Below are 14,185 nucleotides of genomic sequence, written 5' to 3'. Positions count from 1 at the left end.
ACTGCAAACAAAAGCGAATGTGTAAAACCACGATGTGCCAGCAGATCATCGGCAGTGCCCATCCAGAAGGAAGCAACAAAATCAATATCAGGAATACTTTGTGCCAAAGCACCCCAAAGCATTGCTTTTTTACCAAACCCTTTCTCAAAAAATGCTTCACCAATGCAGGCACCCAGTGCAATGTGTGTAATTGAATCCATACTGCTGATTATGCGGTGAAAGTAAACTGAATGTTGGTAATTTCAAGTTCAAGCCATTTAAAATCTCCTTCTTTCAATTTCCAGGTAACATTATTTTTTACCGGTATACGGATGCCATTAATAGTTTTGTGATCAATACAGGTAACCTGCCATTTTTCGAGTGATGAATGATTGTTGTTGATATAATAACGGTCGGCCTCAAATTTTACGACGTCGCCATTTGCGTTGAAACAGAATACACCCGATGCTGTTATTCCTCCATAACTCATCGTTGCTTTTGCAGTTTTATCATCGATCGGTTCCCATTTTATATACTCACTGAGTGCTGCACCGGGGAACCAACAGATCTCCGCAAGATAGCGCAACAACGTTCCTTGGTCGGTTTGTAAACCCTTGCTGTCAGCAATGGTAAAAAGTCCGTAGGCTTTAATGAGCATGTTTCCTTTTCCTTGTTCATACTTGTCTCTGCCGGTGATGAATAAAAAACCGGAAGGACGAATTGTTGTTTTCCAGGAAAAGGAGGGAGGATCAATTGTGAAATATTGTTCTGCTTCAAACGGTATCCATTTCCCATCGGGTTTGTTTTTCATTTCGCCCCTTTGTTGCAGATACACCTGTTTAATTATCGGCCGGTCAACCACGCCGCTGGCCTTTAACCATTTTTGAACTACAGATGGTAATACCTGAACCTGTTCATTTGTAATTGTATTTACTGATTTGTTGATCTGTAGTGAAAGCATCCGCTGCACTTCTTTTTTATACATGCGGTTGAATTGCCATTCGCCCAATGCCGGGATAACAACCAACAGGATGATGAGATTAGCTGCTGTTCCCATCTTCGCATCTTTCCAGTACCATATGATGAGCACTTGAGAAATGATGACAGCAGCAACAGCAAACAAGGCCCAGTTTTCTTTTTTCAGCAGATAGTAAACAGCAGCAGCTGTAAACAGCATCGCTGCAAAAAGCCATAGCATACCTGTTGGTTTGGACATATATTTTGTTAGTGCAGGCAGTTTACTGAAACCAAATCCATTGGCAAAACCCATCAGGTGAATAAGCCCGTGTATCAACAGCAGGAAAGAAAAGAGGTATTTCATGCCGAAGTTGTTTTTTTCTTTCTCTTCTTTATTTCTTCTTTTATCTTATCGGGCATTTCTCTGCAGCTGCAATGTTTTGCGTGTTCAATATGCCATGCAATGCGCTCCTCTAATGTTGGGTTGTTTGGCATTAGATGCTGAATATGCCATTCTTTATTAAGCTTCATAGAAATAAGTGTAACATCCAGTTCTTATGAATTGGATGTGTGATGAACTGAAAGCCAGATGTGCTTTATGCTTTAATTATGCGTTTGTTTTCTTTGTTGGGCAACTGCTGATGCCAAACAAAGCATACAGAGGGCAAAAGCTTACGAGGCTTGTGATAGCAAACACAGCTGCCAGTACGAGTAACACAATACCCCAGGTGCCGGTAACAATATTCTGAAACCAAAGTAATGCAAAAACACCGGCCAGTAAGAGGCGGATGATGCGATCGGTATTACCAATGTTCTTTTTCATGTGATGTGTTGTTTTATGATTGAATAAATTCTATCAGGAAGGCAATTGCAACCGCAAATCCTACACATAATAAACAGATGAGCAGCAGTTTTGCGATAGTCTTTTTGTTAATTGCCATATTGCTGTAAACCTACTTATTGGCGATGTGGTACTGTATGATGCTGATTGCAGCAATCAATGATCGTGATCATGATCGGTGTAATAAAAGAGAGGGGCCGATGGATATCGGCCCCGAAACAATCACCAACCAAATTGCTATCTATCTGTGTGCGATAAATACGGGTAACTTATGTTCTGCAATCACATCTTTCACTAAACTCCTGCGAATGAGTTGTGAAATAGCAGAACGTCCAAATGCACCGGATACCACCAAAGCACTTTCACGATTATTGATCCAGGTGCTGAAATACTTCTCAGGACTCATATCCAGTTTCATTAATGTGAGATCACTGAAATGTCTTGATACGAGTTCTTCAATATTTACCTGTTGTGGAAATTCATTTTTCCCGTCTTCATGGATATACACCAGTAAAGTGGGCTGTTTTGTTAATTCAGGAAACAGGTATGCAAATTGTTTAATGGCATAAACTGATGATTCGCTGCCATCGTAGCAAAGAATGTTTGTTTTCGGAAAATTATATTTCTCCGGCACAACTACCACCGGGCACTCCGATCTGTGCAGGATGTCTTGCAAATATTCATTCAGCTTGCCGCCAAGGTTCTCATAAAATACTTCACTACCAATAATAAGGACATCTGCAAATCTTGTTTCAGCTTTCAATTCTGGCAGTGCAAAATCATACAAGTCTTCATGCACACGGTATTCCATGCCATTTTTGCGGCAAAGTGTTTCAAATTTTTCCTTGTTTGCCTGCATCACTTCTGTATCACGTTCTTCCACTAAAGGAACAAACATGGGGCCGCTCATGCCATCGGCATAGCTCCATAAGTTGGCGGCTTGTGCCTGTGGCAAAAAGGCGCCGGTTACTAAAGCAGGTTCCAGCTCATTCAGTTGACGGGCAAATTGAAAAGCACCGTTTGAAAAATGAGTTCCGTCGAATGCCAGCAGAATCTTTTTCATGATGAATGATTTTGAAGGTTAAAGATCAATTAGAAGCGCTCTATAAAGAATGACTCGCAATAGCCGGGGGGCTGATTCGGATCATAAATATTTTTTATTTAATATTTTGTCCCCTTTTTTTACTCATGGCCTGTTCTATCTCGCCCTTGTTGAGCCGCTTTTCCGGCGGGATATAGTTCATGCCCAAAAAACTGTACATCTCTTCTTCTGTTTCTCCGGCCAGCCACTTATCCTGCTTATTGAAAATGCCGTATTCGTTTATTTTGAGGCCACGCTCTTTTGCGATGCTTCGGAGTTTGATGTTGTGTTCCTTTGAACCGGTGAAATAGAGCATGGCTGCTCCAAATTCATGATCACTAACTATACGAACGTCCACCTGTACATGTTGCTCTTTTAATACAATGCTTGCCTTGGTGCGCCCTGCTGCAATAATTTTTTCTACGCCGGGCATAGTTGTGAGTTTGCTGATGATCTTTTTCCGGTCTTTTTCGTTGGCTGTAATGATCAGATCAATATCACCAATCGTCTCTTTTTTTCTCCTCAAACTGCCTGCCAGTTCTGCACGCTTTACACCAGGAAATGTTTTCACCAGTGCCAGTAGTCTATTTCCAATCTTTTCTGCATCCGCAAATGCAAGCCGTTTTTTGTTTTCTTTCTCCAGTTTCAACGCCTGCATCATGTTGCTGATCTTTTTCGGGCCAAAGCCTTTCAGTTTGCTCAACCTGTTATGCTGCAGAGCATCTATCAGTTCATCTTTTGTTTTTATATGCAGTTGCTTGTGCAAAGTTCGCAAGGTTGCAGGACCAAAACCAGTGATATTCATCAGCTCCAGTAATTCAAACGGTACTTTCTGTTTGAGTTGTTCATAGGCTTTTATTTTGCCAGTGCGCAGGTATTCAATAATTTTTGCGGCAATACTTTCACCAATACCTCCCAACGCATCCAGGGCTTTCACATCTTTATACAGCGAAATATCTTCACTCATGTTGTACAAGATCTTCGCAGCATTTTCATAAGCGATGCTGCGAAAGCGCTCTGTTGCTCCAAGATAGCTGTAGCAATCGGCCATGCTGTGAAAGATGGTTGAAAGATTTATATTATTTGCAGGATGTTTCATGTGCTGTACAAAGGACCATCATCTTACATCAGTCTTTTATGAGTAGCATCAAAGATTGGCGTGATGATTGTCATATGTTTTCATGTTGAATTGAAATAGCTTACATCTCTAAAATCAAACGACATGAACGCAAACATTGCACCTGAAATTCGTGAAGTAATGGGAGCATTGCATTACAGGCCTTCCGTTTCAATCATTCTCCCGTTTGAGCCAAAAATGAATTTAAAGACAGAGTTGATGTATTCACTGAAAATGGCAGTGAAGAAAGTGGAAGATGAGCTGCTGGCAGAATATCCGGGTGAAATGTCGTCGCTGGTAATGGCAAAGCTTAATGCTCTTGTGAAGAATCTCAACTTCAATACGTATAAGAAAAGTATTGCGTTGTATGTATCGCCGGTATTTGAAAAAGTATTGTACCTGGATGTACCGGTAGAAGAAAAGATCATTATTGATGAATCATTCGAGATCAGGGATCTTGTGTACAGTAAGAAGCAACTGCACAAATATCTTGTGTTATTGCTGAGCGGAAAGGAAAGCAGAATGTACCTCGGTAACACCGGTGATCTTGTGCGTATCATATCCGACAGACCGGAACATATTGATGCTTATGTAAATGAAGCGCCTGAAAGGGTTGCTAATTTTTCAGATGTATCAGACCGGAAAGAGATTATGATGAAAAAATTCCTCTATCACATCGATCATTCGCTCGATATTGTATTAAACGCTTATCATCTGCCTTTGTTTGTGATTGGCACCGACAGAATACTGGGGCATTTCAGACAAATTACCCGGCATGAAAAAGCCATTGTGGAGATCATACACGGTAATTATGAAGAGAGTTCTCCTGTGCAGTTGAAAGAAGTATTGCAGCCATATATCAACGATTGGAAAAAAGTAAAAGAAAAAGATCTGCTCAACCAGATTGAAGAGGCTGCAGGTAAAAAGAAACTGGCAGTGGGTATGACAGCTGTATGGCGTGATGCCTCACATAAAAAAGGGCAGTTGCTGGTGGTAGAAAAGAATTATATGTTTCCTGCACAGCACAGTTCAACTGCTGATGTTATTGAGAAACTGGAAGAACCTTATAATCGTTTCTCCTATATTAAAGATGCCGTGGATGATGTAATAGAACGTGTACTTGATAATGGTGGTGATGTTGAATTTGTGGACGAAGGATTACTGAAGGACTATGAAAAGATTGTGTTAATTAATTATTACTGAGTAAAGGAATTGGGTAAAATAAGAACAGCAGATCATTAAGAAACTATTTCCTGATGATCTGCTGTTTTTTTATTCTGCTTATTTCAGGATATTATTTTTCACCATTTCGTTAATGATCAGTTTCCCGTACTCATGTCCTAAACTTTCAGAGTTGGCAGGATCAAACGATTTGGTTTGTACAGAATAGATCAGGGATTGTGTACTCATATCATACACATTACTTTCCCAGAAATACTCCGTGTCGGTAACATAGTATCCCTGTTCATAGATACGGTAATTGAGTGTGCCATAATATCCCCAGAAACGATTGTAATACATGCCATAGGGTGAATAGTAAAGGCGCCCCGGTACATAACTGCGTTCTTTTTGTTTATCGAGCAGCACAATGGTGATCACTGCATCAACAGCACTTTCTTTTAATTTGTTAACCGCTTCGGCCTCTGTCATATTGCTGAAAGCTTTTGGTCCGTATTCGCTTAATGAACCAACGGCATTGTAACCTTTCTCTTTCAGATCATCAATCATATGTGCTTCCATTTTCTCTTGCAGACTTCTGTCGGTATCACGGATCAACCCCAGCACCAGGATTTTTTTGTATTGTTTTGCTTCAACATTTTGTGCCTTCCAGCTGCTCGTAATTTTTGTAGAGGTACATCCTGTGAGCAAAAAAACAAGAAGTACTATCAGCCATTTTATCTTTTTCATAATTACCTGTTTTATTTATTACAGATAATATAGCAGGCGGTGAAAAAGAGATCAGTAAACAACAATTCGTAACGCTTCTGTTTTTACAGGAGCCGCTTCTTTCGGAATATAAATATGCAGCAAACCTTCCTTATAGGAAGCCGATGCTAATTCGGGATTTACATTGTCAGGCAACAGAATATGCCTGTCGAAACAATCATAATTGAACTCGTGCAGGTGAAAGTTTTCGGTAACACAATCAACACTGCTCTTTACAAACAAAGCAATTGATAAAATATGATCCTTCAATGCAATCAAAAAATTCTCCCGTTTTACACCAGGTATGGCTACTTCAATCGTAAAACTTTCCACTCTATCACGCACATTCACCAATGGCTGCACAACGGTACCTTCCCTGTGTACCTTCAGTTCGTCTGCCAACCGTTCAAGTTCAGGCAAAGGAGTATATTCTCCGGGATAGATGTAGTGAATGCTGCTTTTTGAAGAATAATGTTCCATAATTAAGATTTACAAGTTTGGCAATCGATTTTTTCTCGCACCATCTTGTTTTCATAAAGCAGGGACAGATTCTTTTAACAGGGAACAGGTTGCTGTTTAATGGAATTCTTCTGTTTGTTTCAGATTATTCATATAGGTTTTCACATCTTCATCCGTTACCTGTTTAAAATCGTGGTAAAAAGCACCAACGCCATAGAACTCTTCAGCTATCAGTAAAAAAATAAATTCATCAACCTCCTTTGCTAATTTTTTATATGCTTCTGCCGCAGTAACGGGAACAGCTATAATTATTTTTTCGGGTTCTTCTTTACGTATCACCTTTACAGTGGCCAGCATGGTGTTACCTGTGGCAATACCATCATCCACAATAATGACTGTTTTACCTTTCAATGGAAGAAATGTGCGATCGCCCGTAAATTTCTGCTGCATGTCTTTTAATTTATCCTGCACCTTCTTTACTTCCTGTTGAATATATACTTCCGTTACATCATCATGTGGTATTACAAAGTAATCAGTAAGGCTGGCAGCGCCAATGGCATATTCTTTATTGATGGGATGGCCTATCTTTTTCGTGAGCACCAGTTGCATCGGGAAATTTAATTCACTGGCAACTGTATATGCAACCGGTACGCCTCCCCTGGGAACGGCCAATACAACGCATGGGTCTATCACATACTTCTTCAGTTTAAATGCTAACTGTAAACCCGCATCAATTCTGTCTTTGAAAGTCATGGTTCATTCGTTTAACTGTTTAAGCATTCACAGCCTGCAGGTATTTCTGAAACCATTTTGCCGCAAGCTTTTCTACTATTTCCATTTTACCTTCTTCTTCAAACAAATGCGTGGCACCTTCTACAATATCCAGGCGCTTAACACAGGTAAGCTGTTCAAATGCCTGGCGGTTCAGCTCAAGCACAACAGCATCTTCCCCACCTACAATAAGTAAAGTGGGTGCAGTTACTTTGTGTAATTCATCAGTTGCCAGATCGGGTCTGCCACCTCTCGACACTACTGCTGCTATTTCAGGCAAGCGTGCCGCAGCCTGCAATGCAGAGGCAGCACCTGTACTTGCACCAAAATAGCCAATGCTGCAACCCAATGCAGCCGGATGTTTTTCCAGCCATTTTGTAACGTTGTACAGGCGCTGTGTTAGCAGGCGTATATCGAAACGGTTTTGGTAACGCCTGTCTTCTTCAATGGTAAGTAAATCGAACAGCAAGGTTCCGAAATTCTGATCGTGCAGGTAGGCAGCCACCATACGGTTACGTGGACTGTGGCGGCTGCTTCCGCTGCCATGTGAAAAAATGACAATGCCCTCTGCATTTAACGGAACAATCAACTCGCCCTGCAGCACCACAGTGCCAAGTGGTATATCTGTTTCACTGTTAAACCGGAAATTCATCATTGCTGCTGTTTTTTACGGTATAAGAATCGGCGCTTTTGCTTTTATGTTTATTTCATACTCTGCCAGTTGTGTTAAACGGTCGTCGATTTGTTTTTCATGCACTTCAGCTTTGTGGAAAAAGATAGCAGCTTTTTCCATACCTAATGTGTTGGCAAAGGCAGCCGCAGTTCCATAAGCGCTGATCTTAAAGTGATTGATCATTTGTACACTTGCCAGCAAACATGCATCTGTTACTTCTGCATCTGCACACATCACCAGTTTTTCATTTGTATCCTGAATGTAAGCACTCATAATGCGGTTGGTAAGGCTTAGTGAAATAAGCTGCTCTGCATTTACAAATTCTTCCAGGTTAAACAAATGCTCACCAATATCATCTCTGTATCGTTGTAATACGGTTTTCAGTTTTACTGAATTTGCTTTACTGATCCATTGTGGTAATGCATTGTTCAACTGCATTTCAGCACTGGAAAATTTACTTGCTTCATGATCAAGCAGGTTGTGTAGTGTTGTAATACTTGTAAGTTCCTGTTTCATAACATACTATTTTGGTTATCGAATGTATTGTTTTACAAAGGCGTTTCCTATGATGCCTGTCATACATCTCCTGATTGTAACTCATAGTTTTTTGCACAAAAACCTGCTTCATTTGGAATGATGATTGCAGTTCTGTGTAACAGGAAACTATATAGCAGTTGCAGCAAAAATTGTACTGCTGTTTTACTCACGTAAAGAGTTTGTAATGAAACTGTTTTTATTTCTCCTCACAGCATTTGTGGCTCTTACAGCTATTGTGAGCGGGGCATTGCTTGTGAGCTATCCCGATGGTTCAGTGTTCAATATGTCAACGGGTTTACTCAAAGCAACACCATTCAGCAATTTTTTTGTGCCGGGACTCATCCTTTGTATTGCTGTAGGCGGTACAAATCTGATAGCGGTGATTCGTAACCTGCAAACACATCCGCAGCGTTACAATTGGTCTGTTGCCGGTGCCGTTATGATCATGGGTTGGGTAATTGTGCAAATGCTGCTCATTGCGGTGTTGCATTGGTTGCAGTTTGTGTACCTCGGTACTGGATTGATGATGCTGTTGCTGAGCTGGCAACTGAAAGGAAAGTGGGCGGTGTGAAAAATTCATGCATCCAGTCGTCATTTCTTCTTCTGCTTCTCCAATCTCCTGAAATAACCCCTGAACAAAAAATTACTTTTTAACGCCTCCATGTTCTGGTTAAATCCATCGGTTCCTTTTTCAATATTCTGCAAGCTGTTGTTCAGCTTTTGTACCAGCAACGAATCTCTGAGTAAACTATGGATGGTGCCGTTACCATTGTTTACATCGTTTTTAACAGAAAGGGTAAATGCATGCAAATCGGTTGCCAGCGAATCGGCATTACTGCCAACCAGTTTTATTTTTTCAATGGCTTCATTCAGGTTGTAAGCAATGGCTGTATCGGTAATAATTTTTCCCAACGAGCCCTTGCCTTGTTTCACATCAGCGATAATGGTTTGCAGGTCCTTCACCATCAGATCGGCTTTTATTGTTGCTGACCGTATATTGTTGACGGATGCAAGAATATTTTTCGGTAATGCTTCGTTATCGAGCACCTGCCACAATGCTTTGCTGTTGTTAATTCGTTGCACGGTATTCTTCAGATCTTCTGAAATAACCGCAACGTTTTGGTTGGTGCGGTTCAGCAGTTCCAGCATTTCATCGGTGCTGATGAGTTTTTTTGTTCTTAAAAAATCACCATCAACCGCAAAGGCTGATCCGTCTTTTGATGGGGTGATCTGCATCAGTTTATTTCCCATCAATCCATCGGTTGAAATGCTCACCACATCATTCACCCGTATAAATTGTTTCATGTCTTCTTCAATGAGCATGGTTACTTCAATCGATGAATCGTTGATGATAGCTACTTTTTTTACTGTACCTACCTGTATACCTGCGTAACGGATATTATTGCCTGGTGTTAAACCCTGCACATGTTCAAACCTTGCTTTCAATACATAGTTGCGGCTGAACAGATTACTGTCTTTGCCGATCATATACAATCCAAATATGAGCAGTAACAATGCAGCAATAATGAAGATGCCCAGTTTTGTATTATTTATTGTTTGCTTTGCCATTGTTCAAAAAATTGTTTTACCTGCGGATCATTGTTTTCTTCCAGTTCACGATAAGTTCCCTGTGCGTAACATTTGCCATCGATGAGCATTACAATGCGGTCGGCTGTCATGCGAATGCAATTCATGTCATGTGAAATAATGATGGAAGATGTGTTGTAGTGTTCGCCCATTTCTACCATCAACTCGCTGATCTCTTTGCCGGTAATCGGATCAAGTCCCGTTGTTGGTTCATCATACAACATGATCTCCGGATCAAGGATCAATGTTCTTGCCAATGCAATGCGTTTACGCATACCTCCTGAAAGTTCAGCAGGCATCATATCAACAGTATGTGCAAGACCAACATTGCTTAACACCTGCATCACTTTTTCATTTGTTTCTGCCGCAGTTACTTTGATCCAGTGGCGACGTAACGGGAACTCAAGATTTTCACGAACCGTCATTGAATCATACAACGCATTGCTTTGAAACAGGAAGCCCACTTTTGCACGCAGTTCGTCCAGTTCTTTGTTGTTGAGGTTGATCACATCATCGTTTAATACGGTGATGTCGCCTGCATCCTGTTCCAGTAAACCAATAATGCATTTAATTAGCACTGATTTTCCTGAACCTGATTTGCCCAGCACCACTACGTTCTCACCTTTGTACACATCAAGATTAAAATCTTTCAGCACATGATTGTTGCCAAATGATTTGTACAAATGCCTGATGGAGATAACCGCATCCCGGTTTTCTGTAGTTGAAGTTTCTTGTTGTATGGTTTGTTCATCAAACATTGTTCATCAATTTAAACCAAACAGATCGGTGATTTGCACGGCCAGCAGATCAATAATAAAAACCGCTACCGAACTTACCACCACGGCTGAGTTCGCTGCACGTCCAACACCTTCGGTTCCTTTTTGTGCATGGTAACCTTTATAACAACCGATCATGCCAATGGCAAATCCAAAAAAGTAAGACTTGATAAAAGCAGGCATTACATCACTGAACGCCAACCCATCAAACACCATTTTAAAAAACAATTGAAAACTGGTAACGCCTTTGATGTTTACGCCAACGTACGAACCGTATAAGGAAATTGCATCGCTTGCAATTACCAGCAACGGTAACATGACAGTTGATGCAAGCACTCGTGTAACCACTAAATATTTATAAGGATTAGTACCGCTCACTTCCATGGCATCGATCTGTTCGGTTACTTTCATGCTGCCCAGTTCTGCACCAATGCTGCTGCCGATCTTGCCCGCAAAAATCAATGCTGTAATAACAGGACCTATTTCACGTACGATTGCAATGCCCACCATTTCCGGTAGTTGGGTTGCAACACCATAATCGAGCATGGCAGGACGAAGTTGCATGGTCAATACCAGGCCCATAATAAAACCGGTGAGTCCCACAAGCGGAAACGATTTGTAACCGATCATATAACACTGGCGGATAAACTCACTGAATTCGAAACGGGCTTGCAGAGTTTGCCCGATAAACCGAAAGGAAAAGCGACCGAGTAAGCCGGCCTCGTCGAGCGTCTTTTTGAATGTGGCAAACATGGCTGATAGAAATCAATACCAAATGTTGATAATAATCAGTTGCTGCGAAATGAAGACTGTCAGTTGGCGGTGTGATGCATATCAGAAGCAAGACTGATTTAACCCTATCCCTGTATTGATAAAATTTTATTCCTCGCTATCAAACAGCTGCCCATTACACCGGCTTTTTCGCCAAGCTTTGAAAGTTTTAATTGTGTATCGCTATTTACTAAGCTTAATGAATATTTATTGATGGCGCTGCGAATAGGTAAACGCAGATAATCGCCTGTTTCAGATAGGGTGCCACCAAGAATCAATAACTCCGGATTAAAGATGTTAATGAGCATGGCCAAACCACGTCCGATTTTTTCACCAATATCGGCCAGTAATTCAATGCTCAACATATCTTCATTATTCGCTGCATGAATAATATCAAGCAGGGTGATATCTTCGATCAGTTTATTTTTCCGCAATGCATTGGACGTAGAACCCTGTGCAATTTTTTCTTTGAAGTTGCGGATTAACGAAGCGCCTGATGCTTCTGTTTCAAGGCAACCTTTTTTACCGCAGTAACAAATGATCTGATTATCAAAAAAAGGAATGTGGCCAAACTCACCACTAAAACCCGACTTACCGTAATATACTTTTCCATCGATGAGAATACCCAAACCAATTCCATAGTCCATATTCACAAACAATACATTTCGTTCGTTATGTACTTCACCGCAACAAAATTCGCCGTATGCCATGGCTTTGGAATCGTTTTCAAGAAATGTGCGGATGCCGATCTCCCGTTCAATAATTATGGAGAGTGGTTCTTCCTGAAAATGAAAATAACTGTAACTGTAACCGGTGGTATTGCTGATGCGGCCGGAAAGATTGATACCGATGCTCAGCACTTTATTTTCTTCAACCGGCAGGTCAGCAATAAATCCTTTGATGATGTCGAGCAGTTGTGTAAGCGATTCCTGTGTGTTTTCTAATTTATACGGAACCTTTTCGGTGATGGTTACCAGTTGTTTTTTAAAATCGAGTAACCCGAGGTTAATGTAGAATTTCTTTACGTCCACCCCCACAAAAAAACAGGCGTCGGATACAAGGCCGTACATACTGGCCCTTCGTCCACCGGTGGAATCCACTTTGCCATAATCCTTCACCAATCCATCTTCAATTAATTCATTCACAAGGCTGGTGGTTTTGGGCACGCTGATATTTAATTCCCGGCTGAGTTCTGTGATTGTGGTATTGCCACCCTGATCGAGAAAGTTGATCAACGAGCGTTTGAGTGCTTTGTTTTTATATGCAACCCCCGAGGCATTTTCATCGCTGAAGACCTCAAAAATCTGATGCTGTTCAGTCATTTCAGTAGTTTGTTTCGAAAAGTGAAGACTAATATAGGAGCTTTTAAAGAGAAAGGGTTGGAAATTTCTAAGTAAATAAAAAAATTAATTAAGTTTGTTCGATAAAGTAAATATTTTTCCTAAATTCGGTTTTCAAACAATAAAATCCTTACTAACTAAGGACGAACTATGCAACCAAAATCAGCTGCCATACTTTCTTTAGATACTGCTGCCTATACTTCTTTATACAGGAACGAGCTGGTATCGAATATTCTACCGTTTTGGCAAAACCACAGTAAAGATGAAGTAAATGGTGGTTTTTTTACCTGTCTCGATCGTGCCGGAAATGTGTACGATACCGATAAGTTTATGTGGCTTCAGGGACGTGAAGTTTGGTGTTTCAGTTATATGTACAAACATGTTGAGCAGAAAAAAGAATGGCTCGATATGGCTTTGCATGGTGCCCGTTTTATGCAGCAGCACGGCAGAGATGAAGAGGGCAACTGGTATTTTTCTGTAACTGCTGATGGCAAACCATTGGTGCAACCGTATAATATTTTCAGTGATTGTTTTGCAACGATGGCATTTGCAGCGTTGGATAAGATCAACCCCAGCGATGAATGGAAGAAGATTGCGGTTGATACGTTTGAAAATATTATCCGCCGTCGGCATAACTGGAAAGGAACCTACAGCAAAGCTTATCCAGGCACACGTCCGCTTAAGAATTTTGCGTTACCGATGATCCTTTGCAACCTCTCATTAGAACTCGAACATATTCTCGGCAGCGATCGTGTAAATGAATTTGTTCCGGAAGTGATCCATGAAGTGATGGATGTATTTTATCAGCCTGAACATGGATTGATCCTTGAAAATGTAAACCCCGATGGAAGTTTCAATAACAGTTTTGAAGGTCGTCTGTTGAACCCGGGTCATGCGATTGAATCAACCTGGTTCATTATGGATCTTGCCAAACGTATGAATGATCGTGCATTGATCGATAGAGCGGTCGCTATTTTATTAACTACACTTGAATACGGATGGGATAAAGAATACGAAGGCATATTTTATTTCATGGATATAAAAGGTATGCCGCCCCAACAATTAGAGTGGGATCAAAAATTATGGTGGGTACATGTGGAAGCATTGGTGGCATTGGCAAAAGCTTATGCATTAACTGGTAATGAACAATGTGCTGTTTGGTTTGAACGGATACACAATTATACATGGAAGCATTTCAGAGATGAGGAATACGGTGAATGGTTTGGTTATTTAAACCGGAGAGGTGAGGTGCTGTTATCATTAAAAGGAGGAAAGTGGAAAGGATGTTTTCATATTCCACGGGCGCTTTACCAGGTAGCCGCCACTTTTGAAGCCATTTAAAAAACGATTACATAACGATTGCTAAACTG

General features: G+C 40.8%; 18 protein-coding genes. 3 read left to right on the top strand and 15 right to left on the bottom strand.

What is annotated here, in order from left to right:
• From VK159_RS15980 to VK159_RS15955, 6 genes are all read right to left on the bottom strand, one after another.
• A partial coding sequence (locus VK159_RS15980) for a metal-dependent hydrolase (RefSeq protein ID WP_324231164.1) occupies window positions 1-200 on the bottom strand: 200 nt, incomplete at its 3' end.
• A gap of 8 nt (window positions 201-208) precedes the next feature.
• The gene (locus tag VK159_RS15975) at window positions 209-1,300 is read right to left on the bottom strand and encodes a DUF6544 family protein (RefSeq protein ID WP_324231163.1); all 1,092 of its coding nucleotides are present in this window, start codon (window positions 1,298-1,300) and stop codon (window positions 209-211) included.
• Window positions 1,297-1,467 (bottom strand): hypothetical protein, encoded by a 171-nt coding sequence (locus tag VK159_RS15970; protein ID WP_324231162.1) that lies wholly within the window; start codon window positions 1,465-1,467, stop codon window positions 1,297-1,299. The genes VK159_RS15975 and VK159_RS15970 overlap by 4 nt, the downstream gene beginning before the upstream one ends.
• A gap of 76 nt (window positions 1,468-1,543) precedes the next feature.
• Window positions 1,544-1,759 carry a DUF2892 domain-containing protein gene (locus tag VK159_RS15965; RefSeq protein WP_324231161.1) on the bottom strand — a complete coding sequence of 72 codons (216 nt, stop codon included), beginning with the start codon at window positions 1,757-1,759 and terminating at the stop codon, window positions 1,544-1,546.
• Between the two features lie 259 nt (window positions 1,760-2,018).
• Window positions 2,019-2,840: a universal stress protein gene (locus VK159_RS15960; protein ID WP_324231160.1), complete on the bottom strand. Its 822-nt coding sequence runs from the start codon at window positions 2,838-2,840 to the stop codon at window positions 2,019-2,021.
• Window positions 2,841-2,934: 94 nt separating this feature from the next.
• A complete protein-coding gene (locus VK159_RS15955) occupies window positions 2,935-3,957 on the bottom strand; it encodes a nucleotidyltransferase domain-containing protein (RefSeq protein ID WP_324231159.1) in 1,023 nt (340 codons plus the stop codon).
• 123 nt (window positions 3,958-4,080) lie between these two features.
• Between VK159_RS15955 and VK159_RS15950 the strand changes: the two genes are divergently transcribed.
• The gene (locus tag VK159_RS15950; protein ID WP_324231158.1) at window positions 4,081-5,178 is read left to right on the top strand and encodes a hypothetical protein; all 1,098 of its coding nucleotides are present in this window, start codon (window positions 4,081-4,083) and stop codon (window positions 5,176-5,178) included.
• 78 nt (window positions 5,179-5,256) lie between these two features.
• Here the strand turns inward: VK159_RS15950 and VK159_RS15945 are convergent, their stop codons facing one another.
• The 5 genes from VK159_RS15945 to VK159_RS15925 form a co-directional block, all read right to left on the bottom strand.
• Complete coding sequence (locus VK159_RS15945) at window positions 5,257-5,883, bottom strand: hypothetical protein (RefSeq protein WP_324231157.1); 627 nt, start codon at window positions 5,881-5,883, stop codon at window positions 5,257-5,259.
• 51 nt (window positions 5,884-5,934) lie between these two features.
• Window positions 5,935-6,381, bottom strand: coding sequence for an Hsp20/alpha crystallin family protein (locus VK159_RS15940; protein WP_324231156.1), 447 nt, complete (start codon window positions 6,379-6,381; stop codon window positions 5,935-5,937).
• Window positions 6,382-6,477: 96 nt separating this feature from the next.
• Complete coding sequence (locus VK159_RS15935; RefSeq protein ID WP_324231155.1) at window positions 6,478-7,113, bottom strand: phosphoribosyltransferase; 636 nt, start codon at window positions 7,111-7,113, stop codon at window positions 6,478-6,480.
• Window positions 7,114-7,132: 19 nt separating this feature from the next.
• Window positions 7,133-7,786, bottom strand: a complete 654-nt coding sequence (locus VK159_RS15930) for a dienelactone hydrolase family protein (protein ID WP_324231154.1) — start codon at window positions 7,784-7,786, stop codon at window positions 7,133-7,135.
• Between the two features lie 12 nt (window positions 7,787-7,798).
• Window positions 7,799-8,320: a ferritin-like domain-containing protein gene (locus VK159_RS15925; RefSeq protein ID WP_324231153.1), complete on the bottom strand. Its 522-nt coding sequence runs from the start codon at window positions 8,318-8,320 to the stop codon at window positions 7,799-7,801.
• 205 nt (window positions 8,321-8,525) lie between these two features.
• Between VK159_RS15925 and VK159_RS15920 the strand changes: the two genes are divergently transcribed.
• Window positions 8,526-8,912, top strand: coding sequence for a hypothetical protein (locus VK159_RS15920; protein ID WP_324231152.1), 387 nt, complete (start codon window positions 8,526-8,528; stop codon window positions 8,910-8,912).
• 20 nt (window positions 8,913-8,932) lie between these two features.
• Here VK159_RS15920 and VK159_RS15915 read toward each other — a convergent pair whose 3' ends face one another.
• The 4 genes from VK159_RS15915 to VK159_RS15900 all read right to left on the bottom strand — a co-directional run bounded on the left by VK159_RS15915 (window position 8,933) and on the right by VK159_RS15900 (window position 12,797).
• A complete protein-coding gene (locus VK159_RS15915; protein ID WP_324231151.1) occupies window positions 8,933-9,910 on the bottom strand; it encodes an MlaD family protein in 978 nt (325 codons plus the stop codon).
• Window positions 9,892-10,686, bottom strand: a complete 795-nt coding sequence (locus tag VK159_RS15910; RefSeq protein WP_324231150.1) for an ABC transporter ATP-binding protein — start codon at window positions 10,684-10,686, stop codon at window positions 9,892-9,894. Before VK159_RS15910 ends, VK159_RS15915 begins: the two co-directional genes overlap by 19 nt.
• Before the next feature lie 6 nt (window positions 10,687-10,692).
• Entirely contained in the window at window positions 10,693-11,457 is a 765-nt protein-coding gene (locus VK159_RS15905; protein WP_324231149.1) for an ABC transporter permease, read from the bottom strand.
• A 104-nt stretch (window positions 11,458-11,561) separates the two neighbouring features.
• Window positions 11,562-12,797: an ROK family transcriptional regulator gene (locus VK159_RS15900; RefSeq protein ID WP_324231148.1), complete on the bottom strand. Its 1,236-nt coding sequence runs from the start codon at window positions 12,795-12,797 to the stop codon at window positions 11,562-11,564.
• A 168-nt stretch (window positions 12,798-12,965) separates the two neighbouring features.
• On the opposite strand from VK159_RS15900, the gene VK159_RS15895 reads away from it, so the two are divergent.
• The gene (locus tag VK159_RS15895) at window positions 12,966-14,156 is read left to right on the top strand and encodes an AGE family epimerase/isomerase (RefSeq protein ID WP_324231147.1); all 1,191 of its coding nucleotides are present in this window, start codon (window positions 12,966-12,968) and stop codon (window positions 14,154-14,156) included.
• The last annotated feature ends 29 nt before the right edge of the window (window positions 14,157-14,185 follow it).

This window comes from Lacibacter sp., assembly GCF_035299325.1.
In the GTDB taxonomy this organism is placed as follows: Bacteria; Bacteroidota; Bacteroidia; order Chitinophagales; family Chitinophagaceae; genus Lacibacter.
This window is presented reverse-complemented; position numbering and strand designations above follow the sequence as displayed.

Excerpts from the sequence above, each read along its gene's own strand:
- VK159_RS15895 (WP_324231147.1), top strand. The coding sequence starts at position 12,966 with ATGCAACCAAAATCAGCTGCCATACTTTCTTTAGATACTGCTGCCTAT.
- VK159_RS15975 (WP_324231163.1), bottom strand. The coding sequence starts at position 1,300 with ATGAAATACCTCTTTTCTTTCCTGCTGTTGATACACGGGCTTATTCAC.
- VK159_RS15930 (WP_324231154.1), bottom strand. The coding sequence starts at position 7,786 with ATGATGAATTTCCGGTTTAACAGTGAAACAGATATACCACTTGGCACT.
- VK159_RS15935 (WP_324231155.1), bottom strand. The coding sequence starts at position 7,113 with ATGACTTTCAAAGACAGAATTGATGCGGGTTTACAGTTAGCATTTAAA.
- VK159_RS15910 (WP_324231150.1), bottom strand. The coding sequence starts at position 10,686 with ATGTTTGATGAACAAACCATACAACAAGAAACTTCAACTACAGAAAAC.
- VK159_RS15925 (WP_324231153.1), bottom strand. The coding sequence starts at position 8,320 with ATGAAACAGGAACTTACAAGTATTACAACACTACACAACCTGCTTGAT.
- VK159_RS15970 (WP_324231162.1), bottom strand. The coding sequence starts at position 1,467 with ATGAAGCTTAATAAAGAATGGCATATTCAGCATCTAATGCCAAACAAC.
- VK159_RS15905 (WP_324231149.1), bottom strand. The coding sequence starts at position 11,457 with ATGTTTGCCACATTCAAAAAGACGCTCGACGAGGCCGGCTTACTCGGT.
- VK159_RS15965 (WP_324231161.1), bottom strand. The coding sequence starts at position 1,759 with ATGAAAAAGAACATTGGTAATACCGATCGCATCATCCGCCTCTTACTG.
- VK159_RS15945 (WP_324231157.1), bottom strand. The coding sequence starts at position 5,883 with ATGAAAAAGATAAAATGGCTGATAGTACTTCTTGTTTTTTTGCTCACA.
- VK159_RS15955 (WP_324231159.1), bottom strand. The coding sequence starts at position 3,957 with ATGAAACATCCTGCAAATAATATAAATCTTTCAACCATCTTTCACAGC.
- VK159_RS15920 (WP_324231152.1), top strand. The coding sequence starts at position 8,526 with ATGAAACTGTTTTTATTTCTCCTCACAGCATTTGTGGCTCTTACAGCT.
- VK159_RS15960 (WP_324231160.1), bottom strand. The coding sequence starts at position 2,840 with ATGAAAAAGATTCTGCTGGCATTCGACGGAACTCATTTTTCAAACGGT.
- VK159_RS15900 (WP_324231148.1), bottom strand. The coding sequence starts at position 12,797 with ATGACTGAACAGCATCAGATTTTTGAGGTCTTCAGCGATGAAAATGCC.
- VK159_RS15950 (WP_324231158.1), top strand. The coding sequence starts at position 4,081 with ATGAACGCAAACATTGCACCTGAAATTCGTGAAGTAATGGGAGCATTG.
- VK159_RS15915 (WP_324231151.1), bottom strand. The coding sequence starts at position 9,910 with ATGGCAAAGCAAACAATAAATAATACAAAACTGGGCATCTTCATTATT.
- VK159_RS15940 (WP_324231156.1), bottom strand. The coding sequence starts at position 6,381 with ATGGAACATTATTCTTCAAAAAGCAGCATTCACTACATCTATCCCGGA.